A 22,307-nucleotide genomic window follows, 5' to 3' on the forward strand; every position below is an offset into this window, starting at 1 on the left:
TCGACCGGGATGGGGGCACACCTCTTCCGGTCGTTGAGCGAGCGGAGCGAGTCGAAACGCCCCGAACCGCTCAGTCCTCCACGGGGGTCGGGGTGACGCGCAGCCCCGCGATGCGGCGGCGGTCGAGCGCCGTAACCTGCAGGGTCGCGCCGGGCACCTCGACGGTGTCGCCGACACGCGCCAGTCGGCCGAGCTGCTCGGTGACGAACCCGGCGACGGTGTCGGACGATCCACGCGGCAGCGCGAGCCCCGTCACCTCTTCGAAGTCGCCGAGGTTGAGGCGGCCGTCGACGATGCCGCCGGCGGCATCCGCGTCTTCGGCGGTGTCGTACTCGTCGAAGATCTCGCCGACGACCTCTTCGACGAGGTCTTCGAGGGTGACGATGCCGTCGGTGCCGCCGTACTCGTCGACGACGACGGCGATCTGGTGGCCGGCGGCGCGCAGGCGCGTGAGCGTCGGCAGCACCCGCGCCGACGACGGCACATACGAGATCGGGCGCGTCAGCGCCGACAGCGGACGATCGGCGTCCTGCGACGCCGCCTCGAACAAGTCGCGCACGTGCACGAACCCGACGATGTCGTCGATCGACTTGTCGGCGACCGGATAGCGCGAGAACGGCAGTTCGCGCACCTGCGCGACGGCCTCGCCGATCGTGCCGGTCTCATCGAGCGCGACGACCTCGGGGCGCGGGCGCATGACCTCGCTCACCTGCCGCCCGCGCAGCGACAGCACGTCGTCGAGGATGCGGCGCTCGTCCTCGGGCAGTCCCTGGTGGGTGGCGACGATGTCGCGCACCTCCTCGTCGCTGAGGTCGTCACCGGTCTTGTGCGGGTCGCCGCCGAGCAGCCGCACGAGGGCGTTCGTCGAGACCGACAGCAGCCAGATCACCGGCTTCATGACCGTCGCGAACCCGTCGAGCACGGGCGCGACGGCGTAGGCGAACTGGGCGTTGCGCTGGATGGCGAGGCGCTTGGGCACGAGTTCGCCGAGCACGAGCGACAGGTAGGCGATGACGAGGGTGAGCACGATCGTCGCGACCGTCAGGGCGGCGGATGCCGGCATCCCCCACGACACGAACAGCGGCGCGACCGAGGGGGCGATCGACGTCGCGCCGTAGGCGGCCGAGGCGAAGCCCGCGACGGTGACGCCGATCTGCACCGCCGAGAGGAACGTGTTGGGGTTGCGCGCCAGACCGGCGACCTTCTCGCCGCGGCGTCCGCGCGCGGCGATCGCGTTGATCTGACTCTCGCGCAGGGTCACGAGGGCCATCTCGGTGGCGGCGAACACGCCGCCGATCAGGACGAACGCGATGACGAGCGCGATGTTCCAGACGAGATCGCCCATCAGCGATGGGCCTCGTCGGCGGCTTCGGCGGTCGCCGCATCCGCCGGACCGACCTGCCCGCGACCACGCGTCTTGATCAGGCTCGCGACCGTCGCAACCGCGATCGTGGTGCCGATGAACAGCAACGAGAACCAGATCGGGATCTCGGGCGCCCACAGCATCGGCTCCCCGCCGTTGATGAACGGCAGCTCGTTGACGTGCATGGCGTGCAGCACGAGCTTCACGCCGATGAAGGCGAGGATGACGGCCAGGCCCTGCGCGAGGTAGACGAGACGCGCGAGCAGGCCACCGATGAGGAAGTACAGCTGGCGCAGACCCATGAGGGCGAACGCGTTCGCGGTGAACACGATGTACGCCTCCTCGGTCAGGCCGTAGATCGCCGGGATCGAGTCGACGGCGAAGATCAGGTCGACGAACCCGATCGCGACGATGACGAGCAGCATCGGGGTGACGAAGCGCCGGCCGTCCTTCTTGACCGTCAGCTTGTCGGCGTTGTATTCGTCGCTGACCGGGAGGATGCGGCGGACGAAGCGCATGAAGCGTCCGTCGGCGGGGTTGGAGTCGCCATGGGCGAACGCCTGGCGGTAGGCGAGCACGAGCAGCAGCGCGCCGAACAGGTAGAAGATCCACGAGAAGTTCGAGATCAGCGTCGCGCCGACGGCGATGAAGACGCCGCGCAGGATGAGCGCGATCACGATGCCGATCATCAGCACCTTCTGCTGGTAGATCTTCGGCACCGCGAAGCTCGTCATCACGATGAGGAAGACGAAGAGGTTGTCGATCGACAGCGCCTTCTCGGTGAGGTAGCCGGCGAAGTATTCGCCGCCGTACGTCCAGCCCGACAACATCCCGACGCCGACGCCGAAGATCAGCGCGAGGCCGATGTAGAACGCCGACCAGCGTGCCGACTCGCCGATGGTGGGCTCGTGCGGCTTGCGCACGTGCGCGAAGAACTCGTAGACGAAGAAGGCGATCGTGACGGCGATCGTGATGATCCACACGAGGGGTGTGATGTTCAAGGAAGACTCCGGGAATGGGCGTTGACTCGGTCAGCGCCAAGGTCTCTTCCATCTCCGGTGCGGAGACCGGGCGCCCGGAGTGCGGCGTTGCACACGTAATGACGAGCTGCCCGTGTCGGAGTACTCCCCTTGGACCCGGCGAGCTTACCGTCCGAAGGTTTCGGATTCCTGTGAATGGATGCCGGCCGCCGGCGGGATCGTCCGACGCATCACGGTCTTGCTCTTGCCGATGTGCCGTTCGAAGGCGAACCCCGCCTTCTCGAACATCGCGCGCGTGCCGTTGTGGAGGAACGACGACGAGGTGCGCTTGCCCGGCGCGAGCTCGTTGGGGAACGAGACGACCTCGCCGCCGCCGGCCTGCGCGATGAGGTCGAGCGCCCCGTCGAGGGCTTCGCGTGCAACACCGCGTCGGCGGTGGTCGCGGTCGACGAAGAAGCAGGTGATGCGCCAGGGGCCCGGACGCCGCTCCTCGGCGTCGTACTGCTTCCGGTGGTAGATGTTGGGCAGCTCGGCCGGGCTGCCGTACTCGCACCACGCGATCGCCGCGTCGCCGTCGAACACGAGCGCCGCATGCGCGACGCCCTCCTCGATGAGCCGGCGTTTGAACGTCGGGCCGTCGTGGTCGCGCTTGATCGTCGTCTCGGTGTCACCGTGGAAGTACGAGCACCAGCATCCGCCCCACACCCCGTTGTGCTTCTGCGCGAGGGCGAGCCAGGCCGGATAGGTCTCGAGCGTGAGCGACTTGATCACGTGGGCCGTCGTCATGTCAGCCAGTGTGCGCCGCGGTGCCGCCCGGCGACAGGGGGTTATCGAATCATGCGGGCGCTCGTGACGCCGACCGCGTGCGGGGAAGCACCGGCCGGCGCCTACGCGACGCTGACCTATCAGAACCACTCGATGCGGGCGAACAAGATGCTGCTCGAATGGGTGGCGGAGCAGGGGCTCGACCTCGATGTCACCCCGGCCGCCGAGGGCGACCGATGGGCGGGACGGTTCGAGACCTACCTCACCGATCCCCGTCTCGAGCCGCGCAAGACCCGATGGGTCACGCAGTTGGCCTTCCGCATCCGCGAGCACTGACCGGCGGCACGGTACGTCGGTGGCGGGCGCGGCGCAAGCCCCGTGCCCGCCGCATCCGCCGTTCGTACGTTGGGATGACCGACCCCACCCGGTCGGATCCCGACGAAAAGGAGTCACGCCATGGCACGCATCGACGGAAAGCGCGTCGCCTTCCTACTCACCGACGGCTTCGAGGACAGCGAACTCACCTCACCCTGGGAGGCGGCCATCGACGCCGGCGCCGTCGCGACGCTCATCGCTCCGGACGGCGGCGAGGTGACCGGCAAGAACGGCCACACCCAGGCCGTCGACCTCACTGCCGATGCTGCCGATGCCGCCGATTTCGACGCCCTCGTGCTTCCCGGCGGTGTGGTGAACGCCGACCATCTGCGGATGGATCAGGATGCTGTCGCATTCGCGCGCGGCTTCTTCGAACAGCACAAGCCCGTCGCCGTGATCTGCCACGGCGGATGGATCCTCACCGAAGCCGATGTCGTGCGCGACCGGCGGATGACGAGCTACCCGAGTCTCGCGACCGATCTGCGCAACGCCGGGGCGAGTTGGGTCGACGAGGAGGTCGTCGTCGACGCCGGCCTCGTCTCGAGCCGCACGCCCGATGATCTGCCTGCCTTCAACGCGAAGCTCGTCGAGGAGATCGCCGAGGGCGCGCACGCCGATCAGACAGCCTGAATCGAAACCGACCGACACACCGAAACGGATAGTCGAGATGACACTGTCGTTCCCCGCCGAAAGCCCCGTGCCGGCCCTGACCCCCGACCCGGCACCCGCTCCCACGCCGGATCCCGGCCCCGCACCGGAACCCGGTCCGCCGCACCCCGACGAACCGCTCGCCCCGAACCCCGTCGAGCCGACACTGCCCTCGACTCCGGAGACGCCCACGACGCCGATGTAGTCGGCGTCGGTGCGATCACCGGCTGACGCCGGTTCGAGTCACTCCGCCGCGCGGATGACCCCCGTCGCTGATCCAGGGGGCAAGATGGGGAGGTCGCGAGTGTGCGAATTCCGTGTCGGCGGCGCGAAGAGAGGTGTGCAATGGCGTTTCGGAGCAAGGAAACCCTGGAGCAGTGGCTCGCAGAGTTCCAGAGCGCCCGGACGGCAGGCGAGTCCATCCGCGTCGCCGTGCAGGACGGCGAGGGCGGGGCCGACACCGGGCTCATCGTCGTGCCCCTGCACAACTCGACGGTCTCGGTGTTCATGGAGCCGGTGGAGATCGGCGCCAGCGCATGGCGCATCACCCTTGAGCCGCAACCCGACACGACGATCCTCAACAGCCATCAGCTGCACGGTATGGCCGTGGAACTCGCCGTCGCCGCCGAACTCTGCGCGTTCCTTGAGGCGAAGTCCGTCGGCCACGAGGAAGACCCCGACGCGTATTCGCCGGTCTCGGGCGACTGAACCATCTCGCGACGTGACGCCGTAGCGTCCTGCCCGACGCGAGCGTGCCTAGCCTGGAGAGATGAGCACCGTCGACGTCAACGCCCTCCTCCGTCCGACTGCTCCTGCAGCACCGCTCGGTGCGCGCGTTCACCGACGACGAGGTCTCCGACGCGACGATCACGGCGATCGTCGCGGCCGCCCAGTCCGCCGCGAGCTCGTCGAACAACCAGTCCTGGAGCGTCGTCGAGGTGCGCGACCCCGACCGGCGTCGGCGCCTCGTGACGGAGCTACGGCATCATGACTGCTGCGCAACGCGGCGCAGCCGCACGGCTCCGATGACACCGAGGAGCAGGAAGACGGATGCCACGACGAGCGACCACCGCGTCGCGTCCGCGAAGCCCTGGGCGAGGGCGCCCACCGCCGCGTCGTCCGATCCACCCGCGCGGAGCTGCGTGATGACCGTGCCCGCCGACTGGCGCGTCGACGCAGCGAGCTCGTCGGCCGCGGTCCCGGTGATGCTGGCTTCGGCGAGAGCCGCGGGGAGCGTGATGGCGAGCGCGACCGACAGGGCTGCGCCCGCGAACGCCGTCCCGAGGGCCGAACCGATCTGGCGGACCGTGCTCTGCGTGGCGGATGCCTGCCCCGACACCCCGACCGGCACGTCGCGCAAGACCGTTCCGGTGAGCTGGGCCGACGCGAGTCCGAGCCCGACGCCGTAGACGACGAGCGGGATCGCCACGACCCACGCGGCGGTGGAGCCGGAGATGAGGAGCACGAGCGCGAGCACGCCCACGAGTTCGAGCGCCAGACCGATGAGGACCGTTCCGGGAGAGCCGAACCGTGCCGCGAGATGACGCGCGGACGCGCCGGAGAAGAACGCGCCGACGGCCATCGCGGCGAGGACCAGGCCCGCGCCCATAACGCTCAGTCCGAGCGCGTTGATGAGGTACAGCGGCAGCACAAAGATGATGGCGAACTCGCCGACCGCCACCATCGCCGCCGTGAGGTTTCCCCACGAGAACGTCGCGAGCGAGAAGAGGCCGAGGTCGAGCAGCGCCGAGCGCTGCACGCGCTCACGATGCCGCTCCCACACGACGAAGAGCGTGAGCGCGACCGCGGAGAGGGCGAGCGCGACGGGCACGGCCGACACCGCCGCATCCGCCGGCCACACCCAGCCGAACAGCTCCAGGTCGCGCTGCGGGGTCCACCAGCCGAGATCCGGACCTTCGATCACCGCGAAGACGAGCGCGCCGAACCCGATCGCCGACAGCAGCGCCCCGTCGACATCGGCGCCCGGTCGCTCACGCCCGCCACGGGTCGCGGGGACGGTGAGCATGCCGGCGACGAAGATCAGCGCGCCGAGGGGCAGGTTCACGAGAAAGATCCAGTGCCACGACGCCCACTGGGTCAGCGCGCCGCCCGCGAGCGGGCCGACTGCGGCGGCGCCGGAGATGACGGCACCCCACACGCCGAACGCGGCCGCGCGGTACTTTCCGCGGAACACGGCGTTCACGGTGGAGAGGGTCGAGGGCATGATCAGCGCGGCGCCGACCGCCTGGACGGCGCGCGCCGCGATGAGCGGCCCTGCGGCATCCGACATCGCCGCGAGCAGACTCCCGCCGACGAAGACGACGAGTCCGGCGAGGAAGAGGGTCTTGCGGCCCCACCGGTCGGCGAGTTTGCCGGTCGACAGCAGGAGCGCCGCGAGTACAACGGCGTAGAGGCTGTTGACCCACTGCGCGTCGGTGAGGTCGAGGCCCAGGTCGGCGATGATGTCGGGCAGGGCGACGCCGACGATCGTGCCGTCGAGCACGATCAGTCCGAGGCCGATCGACAACACCGCCAGCGCGAACCAGTCGCGGCACGTGGGCGGTGCGTCGATCACGGCGTCGGCGGCGCTCACGGTGCGGCGACCGCCAGCGGTTCGGCGGTGGTGACCGCGCCCGCGGCGCGATCGCGCTTCAGAGCGCGACCGAGCGAAAGGAAGAGCAGGACCACCCCGGCGGTGAGCAGGATGTGGCCCGTCCCGGCGATGCCCGCGATCATCTTGCTCGACTCCTCTCCCAGCACGGTGAGGATGCCGTGCCAGATCAGCATGGCCGAGGTGAGGACCACGCCTGCGTTGTACAGCCAGAAGAACCAGCCGAACAGCTTGCTGCGCGAGAGCGCGAAGACCTTCTCGAGCACCAGCACGATGAGAAGCACGATGAACCCGAGGGTGAGCAGGTGGGTGTGCGCGAGGCCGAGCTGCGTGGGCGCACCCTCGGGGAAGCCGTTGAGCTTCGTGAACTCGCGGTAGAACAGGCCGGAGAGGACTCCGGCGGCCATGTAGGCGAACGAGGCGATGTAGAGGCGACGCATGGTTTTCCTTTCGACGTCACTCTCCACTGTGCGCCCCGCGTGGGCGAGGCGGATCGTCCGAACGGTTGAGATCGGCGCGCCGGCATCTCACAGGATGCCGCGCTCACGGGCGACCGCGACGGCCCGCGCACGGCTGTCGACCCCGAGCTTGTCGAAGAGGTGCACGAGGTGCGTCTTGACGGTCGCCTCGGTGACGAACAGGCTCTTCGCGATGTCGCGATTGGATGCCCCGGTGCCGAGCAGCCGCAGCACGTCGGCCTCACGGTCGGTGAGGCGCACGCGGGGCGCGCGCATGACGTGCACCATCCGCGCCGTGAGCTCGGGTGAGAGCACGAGCTCACCCGAGGCGGCTCGCCGGATCGCGGTCGTGATCTCTTCTGCGGGGGCGTCCTTCAGGAGGTAGCCCGCGGCGCCCGCCTCCACCGCCTGCAGGATCTCGGCGTCACGATCGAACGTCGTGAGGATGACGACGACCGGGGCGGGGTCGAGGGCGCGCAGGCGGCGCGTCGTCTCGACGCCGTCGATGCCCGCTCCGAGGCGGAGGTCGCAGAGGACGACGGCGGGCCGCAGGTGCCGGGCGAGGGCAACGGCCTCCTCACCAGTCGCGGCCTCACCGACAACCTGCACGGAACCGTCCGCGGGGAAGAGCGAGCGCATGCCGGCCCGGACGATCGGGTGATCGTCAACGATGATGAGCCGCAGGGGAGCCGCGGGCGCCGGCGCCGTCACTGCGCACCTCCGTGCGAGTCTCCGAACGGGAGCGAGGCGGAGAGGGCGAGTCCGTCGCCGGGGGTGCTCTCGATGTCGAGGTCGCCGCCGAGTTCGCGCAGGCGTGCGCGCATCGCGCGCAGCCCGTACCCCGAACCGTCGGGGCGGCGCGCGGCGCGCCCCCAGCGGGTGGCGTCGAAGCCGACGCCGTCGTCGGCGATGTCGAGGCGGACCGCGTCACCGGCATCCGCCATCGTCACGACGACGCGCGACGCACGCGCGTGCGCGCGGACGTTCGCGAGAGCCGACTGCGCCGTGCGCAGGAGCGCCACCTCGGCGCCCATCGAGAGCGCGGGCAGCCCCTCGTCGATGCGGAGGTCGGTGCGGATGCCGGTGTCTTCCTCGAGCTGGGCGAGCATGCGCCGGAGGGCGTCGCCAAGGGCCGACCCCTCCAGCTCTGTCGGCGCCATCGCGTTGACGATGCGGCGGGCGTCGACGAGTCCGTCGCGCGAGAGTCTGTCGATCTGGTCGAGCGCGTCGGCCATCGCGGGCGCGGAATCGGTGCGCGCCGCGCGTGCGAGCATCCCGATCGACGACAGCGACTGCGCGACGGTGTCGTGGATGTCGCGCGAGATGCGGGTGCGTTCGACGCCCGCACCCGACTCGCGCTGCGTGCGGGCGAGCTCGTCCTGCAGCTGCGCCGTCTCGGCTTGCGCGGCAACGAGCGAGGCGATGAGACGGCGCCGCTCCCGTTCATCGCGGACGAGCTCGAGGTACCCGCGGGCGATGCCGAAGGCGAAGACGCCGCCGACGACCGGTCCGATCACGTTGGCGTAGGTCGTCGTTCCGGAGTGGAGGACGGGCGCGGCGACCACGACGGCGAGGATCGTGAAGCTGAACGCGATCGCCCACGGCAGGCGCAGGATGAAGCCCGCGAGCAGCCACAGCGGAAAGGCGAGCCAGACGAACTCCGCCGAGACGGCGACGGTGCCCGCCCAGATGAGCGCAAGCCCGCCGAGCCACCACGCGGCGAGCGCGGCGTCGCGTGTGCGGGCGCCGAGGATGAGCCCGCCGACGTACCAGCCGGCGAACACGAGCGCGAGCGACACCGCCCACACGAGCGGCGTGCCGTCGCCGGCCGCGCGAACCACCGCGATGACGAGGAGGACGGTCGTGATCGCGGTCTGGCCGAGTCGGATCGCCCAGGCGGCGCCGCCCCGGCGCCCGCGGCGCGCGCCGTCACGCACCTGCGCGGGCCGGGGCTCGATCGACGTCATGGTGCGATTCTTGCGCGTCGCTGCCGTTCGCACCGGCGGAGGCGCGGCTCGGCCACCACATCCGGTCTCCGAGCACCGCGAACAGGGCGGGGACGACGAGCGTGCGGACCACGAGCGTGTCGACGAGCACGCCGATGCCGACGATCAGGCTGATCTGACCGAGCGTCACGAGTGGAAGGAGCCCGAGCGCGGCGAACACGCCGGCCAGGATGACGCCCGCGCTCGTGATCACGCCGCCCGTCGTCGCGAGCGCCGTCACCATTCCGTTCCGCGTTCCGAGGGCGCGGGCTTCGGTGCGGGCGCGGTGCACGAGGAAGATCGTGTAGTCGACGCCGAGGGCCACGAGGAAGAGGAACGACAGCAGCGGCACTTGCAGATCGAGAGCGTCCCAGCCGAACAGCGCGCGCCCCAGCCACGCGCCCGCACCGATCGCCGCGATGGCGCTCAGGGCGTTCACCGCGAGGAGGAGCAGCGGCGCGACGACAGCGCGCAGGAGCACTGTCAGCACCAAGAATGTCAGCAGCAGGATCACGGGCGCGATCAGCAGAAAATCGCGGAGATTCCCGTCACGGGCATCCACCTCGACCGCACCCTGCCCTCCCACCAGCGCGTCCGCACCCGGGACGGCGTGCACAGCGGAACGCAGTTGACCGACGAGCGCGCGACTCTCCGCCGTGCCGGGGGCGGACTCGCCGACGACCGAGAGCCGGGCGAGCGCGCCGTCGTCGCTCGTCGTGGCGACGTTGACGCGCACGACACCCGGGACGGCTTCGGCCGCCGCCGCCACGTCGTCCTGCGATTCGGTGCGGGTGACGATCGTGAAGGGCTGAGCCTGGCCGGCGTCGAAGTGCTCGGAGAGGACCGTCAGACCCGCGGCCGACTCCGACGGCACGCGGAACTTCTCGGTCTGACTGAGCCCGAGCGATGCGCCCAGCAGGCCCGAGGCCATCACGGCGAGCAGGGCGAGGCCGCCGATGAGTGGCATCCACGGCCGACGCACGACGCCCTGCGCGACGCGGCGCCAGACCCGGCCGCGGTCGCGGGTCTCGCCGACGCGCGGAACGAACGGCCAGAACACACCGCGGCCGCAGACCGCGAGGGCGGGCGGCAGCACGAGCAGCACCGCGGCGAGCGCGATCACGAGGCCGAGCGCGCACGCCAGTCCGAGCCCCCGGGTGCCCGGGATGACGGCGAGCACGAGGGTGAGCAGAGACAGGACGACGGTGACGTTGGATGCCACGATCGCCGGTAAGGTCGCACGCCACGCCTGCGCGAGCGCGCGCCGGTGGTCGGGTTCCGCGACGAGACGTTCGCGGTAGCGGGAGATCAGCAGGAGCGCGTAGTTCGTGCCGGCACCGAACACGAGAACGCTCACGATCCCGGTGTCGAACGAGAGACCGAGCGCGGCGCCGAGCGCGGTCGTCGCCTTGCTCGCCGCCTGGTCCGCGAGCGCGACGACGAGGAGGGGGATGAGCCACAGCACGGGCGAGCGGTAGGTGACGATCAGGAGCACCGCGACGATGCCGATCGTGACGAGCAGGAGCGTGAAGTCGGCGCCGTCGAACGCGGATGCCACGTCGACGCCGAACGCCGGTCCGCCGGTGACCTGCAGTGTGAGGCCGTCGATGCCGTGGCCGTGCACGACACCGCGGACCTCGTCGACGAGCGCGCGCTCGGCGTGCGCGTCGTCTCCGCCGACCGCGGCGGTCACCTGCACGACCGCGGCACGGCCGTCGTCGCTCGCGAAGGGACCGAGAACGCGCGCATCCGCGTTGCCCTTCAGCGCGTCGGCGAGGCGCTCGAGGCCGTCGTTCTGGGCGGTTGTCAGTTCCGCTCCGTCGGGGGCCGCCGCGACCACGAGGAGCGTGCGGTCATCTGCATCCGGAAACTCGCCGGTCAGCGCCGCGACGCGCACCGACTCGGAGTTCGGTGGCGCACTCTGATTCGACGCGGCCGTCGTGGCGCGTCCGAACGCGCCGATGAGGCCCAGCAGGATCAGGATGCCGATGATGAGAGAGACCCACGCGCCGCGGCGCGAAGTGAGGACGTGGACGAGAGCGAAGGAGAACGAACGCACACTTCGAGTCCAACGGAGGCGGCCACGTCCGACATCGCCCGGTGAGCCGATCGCGGCATCCATCGAACGGTGGATGCCGCGCACGCCCGCCTCATACCCCGAGCTTCGATCGGCTACCCATTCAGGCGACACGAACGCTTCCTGGACGGGCGCTCGTGGATCACGCCCCCGAAATGTCCCGATGGACCCACCGTGGACATTTCATCCGCGAAACGGACAACTTCAACCGGAACCTACACCTGCGGACGTCACCCGAAGTCGCCGGGTGCCATGTCGGTGAAGCGCGAGAAGTGGCCCTGGAAGGCGACCGTGACGGTGTCGGTGGGTCCGTTGCGGTGCTTGGCGACGATGAGGTCGGCCTCGCCGGCGCGCGGGCTATCCTTCTCGTAGGCGGCTTCACGGTGGAGGAGGATGACGATGTCGGCATCCTGCTCGATCGATCCCGACTCGCGCAGGTCGCTGATGGCGGGCTTCTTGTCGGCGCGCGCCTCGGCGCCACGGTTCAACTGCGACAGCGCGATGACGGGCACCTGCAGTTCCTTCGCGAGCAGCTTGAGCGCGCGGGAGAACTCCGAGACCTCCTGCTGACGCGACTCGACGCGCTTTCCGCTCGTCATCAGCTGCAGGTAGTCGATGACCACCATCTTCAGACCGACGCGCTGCTTGAGCTTGCGGCACTTCGCCCGGATCTCCACAAGCGTCATGTTCGGGCTGTCGTCGATGTAGAGGGGCGCGTCGTTGATGCGTCCGCGCGTGGAGGCGATGGTCGTCCAGTCACGGCTGTCGAGCATGCCCTTGCGCATGCTCTGCAGCGGCACCGCGCCCTCGGCGCTCATGAGGCGCATCGCGATCTCGCTGCGCCCCATCTCGAGCGAGAAGAAGATGGTGGGCTGGTTGTTCTTGATCGCCGCCGCGCGGGCGAAGTCGAGCGCGAGCGTCGACTTTCCCATCGCGGGTCGCGCGGCGACGACGACCATCTGACCGCCGTGCAGGCCGTTGGTGAGCTGGTCGAGCGCCTGGAAGCCGGTCGGGATACCGGTCATCTGCCCGTCGCGACCTCGTGCGGCTTCGATCTCGTCGACGGCCGCGTCGACGGCGATCTGCAGCGGAACGTAGTCCTCGGCCTGCTCGGCACCGGTCACCGAGTAGATCTCGGCCTGCGCGTTGTTGACGAGGTCGAGCGCTTCGCCCTGCCCGTTGTAGCCCATCTGCACGATGCGCGTGCCGGCCTCGACGAGACGGCGCAGCAGCGCGCGCTCGTGCACGATCGACGCGTAGTACGCGGAGTTGGCGGCGGTCGGGACGATCGAGGTGAGCGAGTGCAGATAGTCGGCGCCGCCGGAGCGCTGCAGGTCGCCCGTCTTGATGAGCTCGTCGGTGACAGCGACGACGTCGGTGGGTTCGCCGTGCGAGTAGAGACTGAGGATCGCCTCGAAGATCAGCTCGTGCTTGGGCACGTAGAAGTCGGTGCCGCGCAGCGACTCGACGACGTCGGCGACGGCATCCGGCGAAAGCAGCATGCCGCCGAGGGTGGACTGCTCGGCGAGCATGTCGTGCGGCGGGGTGCGCTCGTTCTCGCGGCGTCCGCCGTAGCGCTCCTCCGAGATGTCCGCGATCGACATTCAGCCTCTTTCCACCGGGTACGGCCCAGCCGGGGTCCCGGGCCACACGCCACGCTAAGGACGGGTTCCGACAGTCGCAAACGAGCCTGTGGATAACTGTGTGGAGAAGATGCGCGAAACGCCGTACATGCTGTGTACAGGTTCTGTGGAGAACTCCCGTGCTCGAGAGGAGTTTTGCGGTCTTAATAGTCGCTGACCGGGAGTTTCACGTTCCCCAGGCTGTGGAGGGAATTGTGGTTTAAGTACCACTTGAAGGTTGGTTGCGCGCTGTGGGTTATACACAGTCCGGTTGTGGATGCAAGTCGGGATTTTGCGCGCAGGGGTGGACAGCCCGGCATCCGCGCGCTAACGTCGCCGCTACCAGGCACCCTCAGTGCGATCGTCGCGGATCGCACGTCGTCTACGACGCGTTGGAGGTGGACATGGAGACGGCACATACCCCCCGATGGGGCCATCTCCGGCGACTCGCGCTGTGCGCGCTCGCCCTCGCGTTCGCCTGGATCGCGCTCGGCCTTGCCCTCGGCCTCGGTTCGACGGCGTCGCGCGCGGCAGACGACGAGGGTGTCCTCGACCCGGTCACCTCGACCGTCGACGGCCTTCTCGGTGCCGTCACCGGCACGGTCGATGCGGTCGTCTCACCGGTCGCCGACCTCGTCGGCGGCACCGTCGAAGGCGTCACGCAGGTGCTCCCGGCGCCGGTGCGCGGACCGGTCGTCGAGGCCGTCGATTCCATCGGAGGCGTCGGGGATGCCGTGACCGACGTCGTCGATGCCGCTCCCGTCACCGCCGTCACCGGCGCCGTCGTCGACACCGTGACGGCCGTGCCGGTCGTCGGCGACGTCGTCGAGGTGTTGGGCGTCGACGACGCCGTGACCGACCTGGGTGAGAGCGTGGACTCCACGCTCGGCGCCACTACGACCACCGTCGACGTCGTCGTCGACGACGTCCTTCCCACCCCCGCTGCCACGGTCACTCGTCCCGCGCTTCCCTCTCCGGATGTGGCGCCTCCGCAGCCCGCAACCGACGAGGCGCACGCGACGGTGGACGCGGTCGCCGCCGGCGACGCCGTGATCCCCGCCGCCACCTCGTCCGTCCCCCTGCGCCCGTCTCAGCTGCGGCAGAACGCCGCCTTCGCCGCCGCATCGTCGGCCCTGGGCGCGGGCGCCGTCGACTCCGCCTCCGACGAGACTGCATCCGATCCTCCCGGCCCGCCCGATGGGCCGTGCCTTGCCCTTGCCGCACCCTCCGGCGCCGCAGGGTCCTCCGCCGCGACATCCGGCGCGCTGCCGCCTTCCGGATCGCTGGACGACCACCGTGCCTGGGGTCGATCCGTGCTCTCCGGCGACGACGCCGTGCCCGGTTCGCCCGCGGCCTCGCCCGACGTCTCTCCCGACTGACGTTGCTGCCGCCGTCCCTCGCGGACGGCAGAGCATCCGCGCGCATCCGCGCGCACGTCACCCACCTTCAAGGAGAGAATCATGCGCACGTTCGTCTCGCGCGCCCTCTGGGGCGTGCTCATCGCCGGCGGCATCTCGCTCGCCGGAGCATCGGTCGCGCAGGCGGCCGAGACCGACGGGGAGGACGGGCTGCTCTCGGGCACCCAGGCGCTCCTCGACGTCAACCTTCCCATCACCATCACCGACACGTCGATCTCGCTGATCGGCGACGCCACGAGCTCCGCGGCCGGAGCGGCAGCACCCGCTGCCGATCCGTCGTCGGAGACCTCGGCTCCGACGACGAGCGGCTCGGACGGCATCGCGTCCGGCACCCAAGGTCTCGTGAGCATCAGCGTCCCGATCACGATCGAGGGCAACGCCTTCTCGCTGCTCGGCGACTCCGCCGGCGAGGGCGCGGATGCTGCGGCACCCGCACCTGCCGAGGCACCGGCGCCCGCACCGGCGACGCCGGCTACGTCCGGAACGGACGGCACCGCCTCCGGCACCCAGGTGACCGCACCGATCTCGGTTCCGATCAGCATCGAGGGCAACGCCATCTCGCTCCTCGGCGACGCCGCATCCACCGGCAGCTCAACTGACTCGGCAGGCACGCCGGCCGCCGCCACTGCCGCGACCGGCACCACGTCGGGAACCGACGGCACCCTGTCAGGCACCCAGGTCACTGCCCCCGTCACGGCACCGGTCACTGTGACCGGCAACGCCATCTCGCTCCTCGGCGACTCGGCATCCACCGGCAGCACCACGGGCACCACGCCCACCGGAACCGGGCCCACGCCAGGGATCGGCGGCGTGACGACCGGCGATGACGGGCTGCTGTCCGGCACGCAGCTCACGGCTCCGCTCGCGCTGCCCATCACCATCGGCGGCAATGCCGTCTCAGTGATCGGCGACACGACGACGACCCCCACCGTCGTCGACCCGGTCGACCCCGTGGACCCGGTCGACCCGGTGGACCCCACCGATCCGACCGACCCGACCGACCCCACCACTCCGGTCGACCCCGCCGACCCCGGCACCACGACGGGCACCACGCCCGGCGCGACCGTGACGGGTTCGGCGGCGACCGTCACGGCGGCGCTCTTCGCCCCGCGCGCGGCGCTGGCCGAGACGGGCGGCGCTCCGATGTGGCCGCTCGCGGCCCTCGCCACCCTGCTGCTGCTCGCGGGAGGGGTGATGCGCCTGACCCGACGCCTCGCAGACTGACCGCGGACCCGGGGACGCCGCCCCCGCCTGGTGCGGCATCCCCGGCATCCGCTTCGAGATGACGCGAAGTGTCGCCCACGCGACGGGATCACGACATTCCGCGTCATCTCGCCTCCGCACACCTCCGGAAACGACGGATGCCGCAGACCCGAAGGGCTGCGGCATCCGTCGTGCGGCGAAGGATTACTTCGCGGCGACCACCTGGAGGGTGATCACGGCGGTGAGGTCGTCGCGGAGGCGAACGGTCGCCTCGTGCTCGCCCACCGACTTGATCGCCGAGGTGATGTGGATCTTGCGCTTGTCGAGGTCGCCGAGACCGGCGGCCTTGACGGCGTCGGCCACGTCGGCGGGCTTGACGGCGCCGAACAGGCGGCCCTCGGCACCGGCCTTGACCGACAGCTTGACCTTGTTGGACTCGAGCGAGTCCTTGAGGGCCACGGCCTCTTCGTGGTCGTGGATCGCGCGGGCCTCGCGAGCGGCGCGGATCGACGCCACCTGCTTCTCGCCACCGCGGGTCCAGGCCACGGCGAAGCCCTGGGGGATGAGGTAGTTGCGGGCGTACCCGTTCTTGACCTCGATGACGTCACCGGCGCTTCCGAGCCCGGCAACCTCGTTCGTGAGAATCAGCTTTGCCATGTCGGTGCTCCTTAGCGGCCAGCGCCGGCGTAAGGCAGGAGCGCCATTTCGCGCGCGTTCTTGATCGCCTTCGCGATCAGACGCTGCTCCTGCACCGAGACACCGGTGATACGACGGGCGCGGATCTTCCCGCGCTCCGAGATGAACTTGCGGAGGGTTGCGACGTCCTTGTAGTCGATGACGCCGACGCGGATCGCCTTTGCGGGAGCGGCGTTCTTCGCGCCCTTCCGCGGCTTGCGGCGATCGCCGGTAGCCTTTCCAGCCATTGGTCTTCCTTTACGAATGTGGATGTCGGAACCGACATCCGAGAATTATGCGAGGTTTTCGACACGCCGCCCTGCGGGCGGCTGCTCAACCTTGACCCGATCGCGCATCAACGCGGCTGCGCCGCACTGATCCGCGCCGCGTCAAAACGGGGTGTCGTCGCCGTAGGCGCCGGGGGCGCTCCAGGCGTCGGGGGCCGCCGAGCCGGGGGTCGCCCACGGCTCGTCCTGGACCTGCTGCTGCGGGCGGGCCTGCTGGCCACCCCCGCCGCCGCCGAAGTTGCCGCCACCCGACGAGGCCGCGCGCGTGACCTGAGCGGTCGCATAGCGCAGCGAGGGGCCGATCTCGTCGACCTCCAGCTCGATCGAGGTGCGGTTGTTGCCTTCGCGGTCCTGGTAGGAGCGCTGCTTCAGGCGACCGGTCGCGATGACACGGGAGCCCTTCGTCAGCGAACCGGCCACGTGCTCGGCGAACTCCCGCCACACCGACGCGCGCAGGAACAGGGCCTCGCCGTCCTTCCACTCGTTCGCCTGACGGTCGAACGTGCGGGGAGTGGACGCGATGGTGAAGTTCGCGACCGGCAGGCCGTTCTGCGTGTAGCGCAGTTCGGGGTCTGCCGTGAGGTTGCCCACGACGGTGATGATGGTTTCGCCGGCCATCGTCTTTACGCCTTCGCAGCCTTGCGGGCAGCCTTGGCCTCGGCGCGCACCTTCTCGGCGGCGACCTGGGCGATCGCCTCCTCGGCACGCAGGACCTTGGTACGCATGATCTGCTCGTTCAGCTTCAGCTGACGGTCGAGCTCCTGCGTGGCCTCGCTCGTGGCGGTGAAGTTCACGACGGCGTAGATGCCTTCGTTCTTCTTCTGGATCTCGTACGCGAGACGGCGCTTGCCCCAGATGTCGACGTTCTCGATCGAGCCACCATCAGCGGTGATGACCTTCAGGAAACCGTCGAGCTTGGGAGCGACCTGGCGCTCGTCGATCTCGGGGTCGAGGATGACCATGAGCTCGTACTGGTGTGAGTGCGTCACTAACCCACCTCCTTCGGACTAGAACGGATGCCGGGCGGTTCCCGGCATCAGGAGGGTTGATGCACGTGTCCGTTTCCGCGCATGGGCGCAGACGGACAACCACAACAGTCTAGCGGATGGGGCGCGGGTCGCGGAATCGTCATCCCACCGCTGCCGACGCCGTCACCCGCGCCAGCACCGCACGGAGCGTCGCGAGCGGATCGGCGGCCGTCATGAGCTCCGCCTGATGCCGGGTCGCCGTGCGGAAGGACGCCTCCGACAGGACCTTCTCGACCGCGTCCCGGACCTGCGCGGGGCGAGGGGTGTTGGTGCGCAGATTGACGCCCACGCCCGCCCAGCCCACGCGCGCCGAGACCTCGATCTTGTCTTCGGTCTGGCCGGCGACGACGAGCGGGATGCCGTGGCTCAATGCCTGCTGCACGCCGCCGTAGCCGCCGTTGGTGACCATCACCGCGGTGCGGGGCAGCAGCGCACCGTAGGGCAGGTACTCGGCGGCCCGGGCGTTGGAGGGCAGCGGCCCGAGCGTCTCGACCGCGCGTCCCCCGGTGGACACGACGGCCAGCACGTCCAGTCCGGCGAGCGCCTCGAGCGCGGGCCGGAGGAGGAGCGACGGATCCGCGTTGGCGACGGTGCCCTGCGTCACGTGCACGACCGGCCGCCCCGCATCGAGATCGCCCCACCAGTCCGGGAGGGGATGCTCCGCTCCCGGACTGGGCAGCAGCGGGCCTGCGAAGACCACCCGGTCGGAGAGATCCGATCGCGGGTACTCGAACGCGGGGACCGTGAACTGCACGATCGCGTCCGCCCCGCTGTGCCAGTCGAGGAAGAAGCGCGAGAAGGGGACGCCGACCGCGCGCCTCGCGACGGCGTCGGCCTCCTTCCGCACCGGACCGAACACGATCCGCTGCGCGACGACGCTCAGCGCGGCGTTCCGCATGCGCCCCACCGCTCCCGCCCGCGGCGGGATCCCCAGTCCGAAGGGCGCCGTGTCACGACTGGTCACTCCGAGCGGCAGGATGCCCAGCGCGATCACCGGGGGGCGGCCGGCGGCGGGCGTCTGCGCCAGCAAGGCGGCGCCGACGAACAGCGGTTCGGTGAGGATGGCGTCGGGCCGATGCGCGTCGATGAGTCCGCGCAGGGCGGCGAACTGGCTCTCTCCCGGGCGCAGGAAGAGATGGAGCATGTCGAATCGGATGGCCGCCGGCCCGGTCAGCCCCGCGCGCCCCGGCACGGACCCCGCGTCATCGAGGTCGACGTCGGCGTCGGCGGGCAGCGCGGCGAACTCCGCGCCGGTCGCGCGGACCCGGTCGGCGTAGCGCGGGGATGTGAGGAACACCACTCGGGCGCCGTCCCCCACGAGGCCTCGAGCGATGGTCAGAAGCGGCGTCACGTGGCCGTGCGCCGGAGTCGAGCAGAGCAGGTACGTCGTCATGATTCCCCCAGGTAGAGTTGATCTGCCCGAGAAAGTATTCACTACCCTGCGAGGATATGCAATATGTCGGATGCCAGTCGTTCGCGGCCGTACCGGTCCGCACTGCGGACCGAGCAGGCGCGGCGGACGCGTCGTCGCATCCTGGAGGCGGCAGGCGAGCTCTTCGCGGCCGGCGGCTTCCAGGCCACCACTCTCGCCGCGATCGCCCGCAGCGCCGGCGTCTCCGCGGAGACCGTCAAGAACGCCGGGACGAAGGCGGAGCTGCTCATCGGTGCCTTCGAGGTGGTCTTCGCCGGCGAGGAGGGAGCCGGGAGCCTGAGCGCCACGGCTGCCGCCGACGGCGTGCTGAGCCTCCCCGACGAGGAGTTCCTCGCCGCGACGGCCGCCACCATCGCCGCCGCGAACGCCCGCAGCTCGCGCCTGTGGACAGTCCTGCTCGGGGCATCCCTCTCGGATTCGCAGGTCGACGCGGCGCTGAGCGGAATGCTGGCCCACCGCCGCGCCGACTATCGGCTGCTGGCCTCCGAGCTGCACCGACGCCGCGTGATCGACGACGGCGCGGGTATCGACGACCTCGCCGCCCGACTCTCCTTCCTGATGTCGCCCGAGAGTCACCAGCAGCTGGTGGTGCAGTCGGGCTGGACCACGGCGCGCTATCACGACTGGATCATGCGGGCGCTCACCGGTCGGTAGCCGCCGGTAGCGTGGGCGCATGGAGTGGGAGCCGGACGTCAGCGCGGGGGACTGGCTGCGGGAGCGCGTGGACGACCCGTGGCGCGGGACCATCCATGACTTCGTGCCCCGCGGCTTTCCGGCCTACGCACGCATCCTGCATCCGGCGTCGGTCCAGTCGCTGCCGGCCGGCGAGCGGCTGCCCGCGCCGGAGGAGTGGGCGACGCTTCCGTGGGACCGGATCGCCTCGCTGAGCAGCCGCCTGCGGTGGGATGCGGTGGGGTGGGCGGAGGCCGCCGCGCTGCGGGAAGTCACCTGGGGGCCCACGACGCCGTGGCACGAGCTCATCGGCCGGCCGTGGGACGCTGCGGGCCACGATGTCCTGCTCGACGACGGCAGCTGGCTCAACCCGCCCGATCAGGGCCGCCTCGACGACGACACGATGCGGGCGCTGCTGCCGGTGATCGAGGCGCACACGGCCGCGCCCGCCGACGCGTACGCCGCCGTGTGGGAGGGCTGGGGCGGGCTGGTCGGCAGCCTCGGCTACACCGCGCCGTCGGCCGCCCTCATCGGGGATGCCGATCCGCGCCACTCGGCCGTGATGTACACGTCGCTCCGCGACGTCTTCGACCGCGGTTTCCGCAAGCCGGTGTGGCGCCCCGGGCTCCTCTCCGACGAGATCTCACGCGGACCGAGACTGGTGCTGCCGCATCGCGACCACGTCCTGTTCCGCGGCCCGCTGCGCGACATCACGCGCGCCGACGTGCCCTGGCGCGAGACGGGCGACGCGGTCGCGGCCACCACGCCGAGCATCATCTGGCCCCGGGACCGAGCGTGGGTCGTGGTCACGGAGGTCGATGCCGACTCGACGATCGTGGGCGGGACGGCGGGCCTCGTCGCGGCGATCGCCTCGACGGACGGCATCGAGGCGGTCGCGCTCGACGAGGGCGCCGTCCTGAGCGGGGATGCCGACGGGGTGGGGCGGTGACCGAGGCCGACTTCCGACCGCTCACCGAACCGGTCGAGCGCGCCGCCGCGCGCGCCCACGTGCAGCAGCTGAAGCAGAGCGGACGCCTCCCCGCCGACGCCGCTCCGGTCATCGCGATCGTCGTCATCGCGATCGTCGTGGGCGTCTTCGTCGTGTTCGGCATCATCGCCGTCGGCATCCTCACGACCGCGCTCGGCGCACTGAGCGGCGGAAGCCCGCTGGGCGGCGTGTTCACGATCGTGCCGCTCCTGGTGATCGGCCTCGGGATCGCGGGCGCGGTGTACGCGATCGTGCGCGCCGTGCGCGGCTCGTCGGGGGAGCGCGTGTATCGGCTCGACAGGTTCGCGCAGGCCAACGGGATGCGGTGGTTCGCTCGCGCCGACGCCCCGCCGCTCCCGGGCATGCTGTTCGGCGTCGGGCACAGCCGCCGCGCGACCGACATCGTGCGCGGCGATCGGCCGCGCCTCGTGGAGTTCGCGAACTACCGCTACAAGACGGGCTCGGGGAAGAACGAGACGACGCACGCCTGGGGCTACGTCGCGGTCAGGCTCGCGCAGCCGCTCCCGCACATCGTCCTCGACGCCACGAGCAACAACTCGCTCTTCGGCTCGAACCTGCCCGCCTCATTCGATCGCGGCCAGCGTCTCAGCCTCGAAGGCGACTTCGACGACCACTTCGCGCTCTACTGCCCCGCCGGCTACGAGCGGGATGCGCTGTACCTCTTCACGCCCGACATCATGGCGCGCTTCATCGACTCCGCCGCCGCCCTCGACGTCGAGATCGTCGACGACTGGCTCTTCCTCTACGCCAAGCGCGACTTCTCCACGCTCGATCCGGCGACCTGGGCGTGGCTGTTCTCGGTCGTGGGCGCCCTGCTCGGCAAACTCGCGCAGTGGGAGCGGTGGCGCGACGACCGCCTGACCGGCGACGCGGCCGGCCTGCCCTTCGCGGCGCCCGCCGGCAGTCTGCGTCCGCCGGTCGGCGTCGCGCCGCAGGGACGTCGGCTCGCGCGCGGCATCCCCTGGGCGGCGATCGTGATCGTCGGCGGGTTCGTCGCCTTCTGGCTCTTCAGTCAGCTGGGCGTGTTCGCAGGGCTCTTCGGCTCGCTGCTGCGTTGATCGGGCCGCGCTCAGCGCCAGGCGCGACGGATGAGCGACTGCACTGCGCCGGTGAGGAACATGAGCAGGAGCGGCCAGTAGCCGAGCACCGGGAACAGCAGAGTCACCCCGAGCGCGATCGCGAACATGATCATCATCGACAGGTCGACGGCGAGATCTCCCCGGGTGGCGCTGGGCGCGGCCGACGAGATCTCGGGGTGGCGGCGCACGTAGAGCCGGATGACGAAGGAGACCGCGCATACGGCGAAGAGGCTTCCGATGTACACGACGCGGACGAGCCCCTCCGCGTCGGAGAACTGCCCCGACATCGACGTCGCCACGGGCAGCCACACGATCGTGAGTAGCCACGCCGAGACGAGCCACATGAGCCCGGTGGGCACGGCCGAGATCCGCCGGAAGAGCCGATGGTGGATCATCCAGAACAGCGCGATCATCACGAAGCTCACGAGGAAGCTCGTGAGCTGTTCCTGATGGTCGCCGAACCAGCGCCCCGCCGATCCGCCCTCGGCGCCGGCATCCGACACCGCCTCCATGAGCGGGAGGATCAGGAGGGTCATCGCGATCGCCACGACCGCGTCGATGAACGCCGCACACCGCTCGGCGCTCAGGTACCGGTCGGACGTCGTCTCGTCGGTCATGAC

At 70.4% G+C, this 22,307-nt stretch carries 23 protein-coding genes and 2 pseudogenes; 10 read left to right on the forward strand and 15 right to left on the reverse strand.

What is annotated here, in order from left to right; translation table 11 throughout:
• Positions 1–70: 70 nt before the first annotated feature.
• From C7474_RS00380 to C7474_RS00390, 3 genes are all read right to left on the reverse strand, one after another.
• Positions 71–1,345, reverse strand: a complete 1,275-nt coding sequence (locus tag C7474_RS00380; RefSeq protein WP_121056635.1) for a hemolysin family protein — start codon at positions 1,343–1,345, stop codon at positions 71–73.
• Positions 1,345–2,364: a TerC family protein gene (locus C7474_RS00385; RefSeq protein ID WP_121056637.1), complete on the reverse strand. Its 1,020-nt coding sequence runs from the start codon at positions 2,362–2,364 to the stop codon at positions 1,345–1,347. Before C7474_RS00385 ends, C7474_RS00380 begins: the two co-directional genes overlap by 1 nt.
• 144 nt (positions 2,365–2,508) lie before the next feature.
• On the reverse strand, positions 2,509–3,129 hold the full coding sequence (locus tag C7474_RS00390) for a GNAT family N-acetyltransferase (protein ID WP_121056639.1): 621 nt from the start codon (positions 3,127–3,129) through the stop codon (positions 2,509–2,511).
• Between the two features lie 63 nt (positions 3,130–3,192).
• Between C7474_RS00390 and C7474_RS00395 the strand changes: the two genes are divergently transcribed.
• From C7474_RS00395 to C7474_RS15455, 5 genes and pseudogenes are all read left to right on the forward strand, one after another.
• Positions 3,193–3,444 carry a GyrI-like domain-containing protein gene (locus C7474_RS00395; RefSeq protein ID WP_147436653.1) on the forward strand — a complete coding sequence of 84 codons (252 nt, stop codon included), beginning with the start codon at positions 3,193–3,195 and terminating at the stop codon, positions 3,442–3,444.
• A 120-nt stretch (positions 3,445–3,564) separates the two neighbouring features.
• Entirely contained in the window at positions 3,565–4,113 is a 549-nt protein-coding gene (locus C7474_RS00400) for a type 1 glutamine amidotransferase domain-containing protein (RefSeq protein ID WP_121056643.1), read from the forward strand.
• 37 nt (positions 4,114–4,150) lie between these two features.
• The gene (locus C7474_RS00405) at positions 4,151–4,336 is read left to right on the forward strand and encodes a hypothetical protein (protein ID WP_121056645.1); all 186 of its coding nucleotides are present in this window, start codon (positions 4,151–4,153) and stop codon (positions 4,334–4,336) included.
• 140 nt (positions 4,337–4,476) lie between these two features.
• Positions 4,477–4,839, forward strand: a complete 363-nt coding sequence (locus tag C7474_RS00410) for a hypothetical protein (RefSeq protein WP_121056647.1) — start codon at positions 4,477–4,479, stop codon at positions 4,837–4,839.
• Between the two features lie 119 nt (positions 4,840–4,958).
• Positions 4,959–5,333 (forward strand): annotated as a pseudogene (locus C7474_RS15455) (nitroreductase family protein); the annotation flags it as partial.
• Positions 5,334–5,419: 86 nt separating this feature from the next.
• On the opposite strand, the pseudogene C7474_RS00420 reads toward C7474_RS15455, so the two are convergent.
• From C7474_RS00420 to dnaB, 6 genes and pseudogenes are all read right to left on the reverse strand, one after another.
• Positions 5,420–6,724 (reverse strand): annotated as a pseudogene (locus C7474_RS00420) (MFS transporter); the annotation flags it as partial.
• Positions 6,721–7,182 carry a DUF2871 domain-containing protein gene (locus C7474_RS00425; RefSeq protein ID WP_121056651.1) on the reverse strand — a complete coding sequence of 154 codons (462 nt, stop codon included), beginning with the start codon at positions 7,180–7,182 and terminating at the stop codon, positions 6,721–6,723. The pseudogene C7474_RS00420 and the gene C7474_RS00425, both read right to left, overlap by 4 nt.
• An 87-nt stretch (positions 7,183–7,269) precedes the next feature.
• Positions 7,270–7,884: a response regulator gene (locus tag C7474_RS00430; RefSeq protein WP_422385778.1), complete on the reverse strand. Its 615-nt coding sequence runs from the start codon at positions 7,882–7,884 to the stop codon at positions 7,270–7,272.
• Positions 7,885–7,907: 23 nt separating this feature from the next.
• Positions 7,908–9,167 (reverse strand): sensor histidine kinase, encoded by a 1,260-nt coding sequence (locus C7474_RS00435; protein WP_121056653.1) that lies wholly within the window; start codon positions 9,165–9,167, stop codon positions 7,908–7,910.
• Positions 9,130–11,244, reverse strand: coding sequence for an MMPL family transporter (locus C7474_RS00440; RefSeq protein WP_241965034.1), 2,115 nt, complete (start codon positions 11,242–11,244; stop codon positions 9,130–9,132). The genes C7474_RS00435 and C7474_RS00440 overlap by 38 nt, the downstream gene beginning before the upstream one ends.
• A 248-nt stretch (positions 11,245–11,492) precedes the next feature.
• Positions 11,493–12,866, reverse strand: coding sequence for a replicative DNA helicase (gene dnaB, locus C7474_RS00445; protein ID WP_121056655.1), 1,374 nt, complete (start codon positions 12,864–12,866; stop codon positions 11,493–11,495).
• A gap of 422 nt (positions 12,867–13,288) precedes the next feature.
• Between dnaB and C7474_RS00450 the strand changes: the two genes are divergently transcribed.
• Positions 13,289–14,263, forward strand: a complete 975-nt coding sequence (locus C7474_RS00450; RefSeq protein ID WP_121056657.1) for a hypothetical protein — start codon at positions 13,289–13,291, stop codon at positions 14,261–14,263.
• 81 nt (positions 14,264–14,344) lie between these two features.
• Positions 14,345–15,526: a chaplin family protein gene (locus C7474_RS00455; RefSeq protein ID WP_121056659.1), complete on the forward strand. Its 1,182-nt coding sequence runs from the start codon at positions 14,345–14,347 to the stop codon at positions 15,524–15,526.
• Positions 15,527–15,709: 183 nt separating this feature from the next.
• Here C7474_RS00455 and rplI read toward each other — a convergent pair whose 3' ends face one another.
• The 5 genes from rplI to C7474_RS00480 all read right to left on the reverse strand — a co-directional run bounded on the left by rplI (position 15,710) and on the right by C7474_RS00480 (position 18,888).
• The gene (gene rplI, locus C7474_RS00460) at positions 15,710–16,162 is read right to left on the reverse strand and encodes a 50S ribosomal protein L9 (protein WP_121056661.1); all 453 of its coding nucleotides are present in this window, start codon (positions 16,160–16,162) and stop codon (positions 15,710–15,712) included.
• An 11-nt stretch (positions 16,163–16,173) separates the two neighbouring features.
• Entirely contained in the window at positions 16,174–16,428 is a 255-nt protein-coding gene (rpsR, locus tag C7474_RS00465; protein WP_005054609.1) for a 30S ribosomal protein S18, read from the reverse strand.
• A 141-nt stretch (positions 16,429–16,569) separates the two neighbouring features.
• On the reverse strand, positions 16,570–17,085 hold the full coding sequence (locus tag C7474_RS00470; protein WP_121056663.1) for a single-stranded DNA-binding protein: 516 nt from the start codon (positions 17,083–17,085) through the stop codon (positions 16,570–16,572).
• Positions 17,086–17,090: 5 nt separating this feature from the next.
• Complete coding sequence (rpsF, locus tag C7474_RS00475) at positions 17,091–17,429, reverse strand: 30S ribosomal protein S6 (RefSeq protein WP_121057821.1); 339 nt, start codon at positions 17,427–17,429, stop codon at positions 17,091–17,093.
• A 166-nt stretch (positions 17,430–17,595) separates the two neighbouring features.
• On the reverse strand, positions 17,596–18,888 hold the full coding sequence (locus tag C7474_RS00480) for a glycosyltransferase (RefSeq protein ID WP_121056665.1): 1,293 nt from the start codon (positions 18,886–18,888) through the stop codon (positions 17,596–17,598).
• Between the two features lie 63 nt (positions 18,889–18,951).
• Here C7474_RS00480 and C7474_RS00485 point away from each other — a divergent pair, with 63 nt between their 5' ends.
• From C7474_RS00485 to C7474_RS00495, 3 genes are read left to right on the forward strand one after another with little or no spacing between them, the layout of a single operon-like run.
• Positions 18,952–19,581, forward strand: a complete 630-nt coding sequence (locus C7474_RS00485) for a TetR/AcrR family transcriptional regulator (RefSeq protein ID WP_121056667.1) — start codon at positions 18,952–18,954, stop codon at positions 19,579–19,581.
• A gap of 19 nt (positions 19,582–19,600) precedes the next feature.
• On the forward strand, positions 19,601–20,548 hold the full coding sequence (locus C7474_RS14955) for a hypothetical protein (RefSeq protein WP_158597281.1): 948 nt from the start codon (positions 19,601–19,603) through the stop codon (positions 20,546–20,548).
• The gene (locus C7474_RS00495) at positions 20,545–21,666 is read left to right on the forward strand and encodes a hypothetical protein (RefSeq protein ID WP_121056669.1); all 1,122 of its coding nucleotides are present in this window, start codon (positions 20,545–20,547) and stop codon (positions 21,664–21,666) included. Before C7474_RS14955 ends, C7474_RS00495 begins: the two co-directional genes overlap by 4 nt.
• An 11-nt stretch (positions 21,667–21,677) precedes the next feature.
• Here C7474_RS00495 and C7474_RS00500 read toward each other — a convergent pair whose 3' ends face one another.
• Complete coding sequence (locus tag C7474_RS00500; RefSeq protein ID WP_121056671.1) at positions 21,678–22,304, reverse strand: TMEM175 family protein; 627 nt, start codon at positions 22,302–22,304, stop codon at positions 21,678–21,680.
• Positions 22,305–22,307: the final 3 nt, after the last annotated feature.

The organism is Microbacterium telephonicum (genome assembly GCF_003651225.1).
GTDB classification, from domain to species: domain Bacteria; phylum Actinomycetota; class Actinomycetes; order Actinomycetales; family Microbacteriaceae; genus Microbacterium; species Microbacterium telephonicum.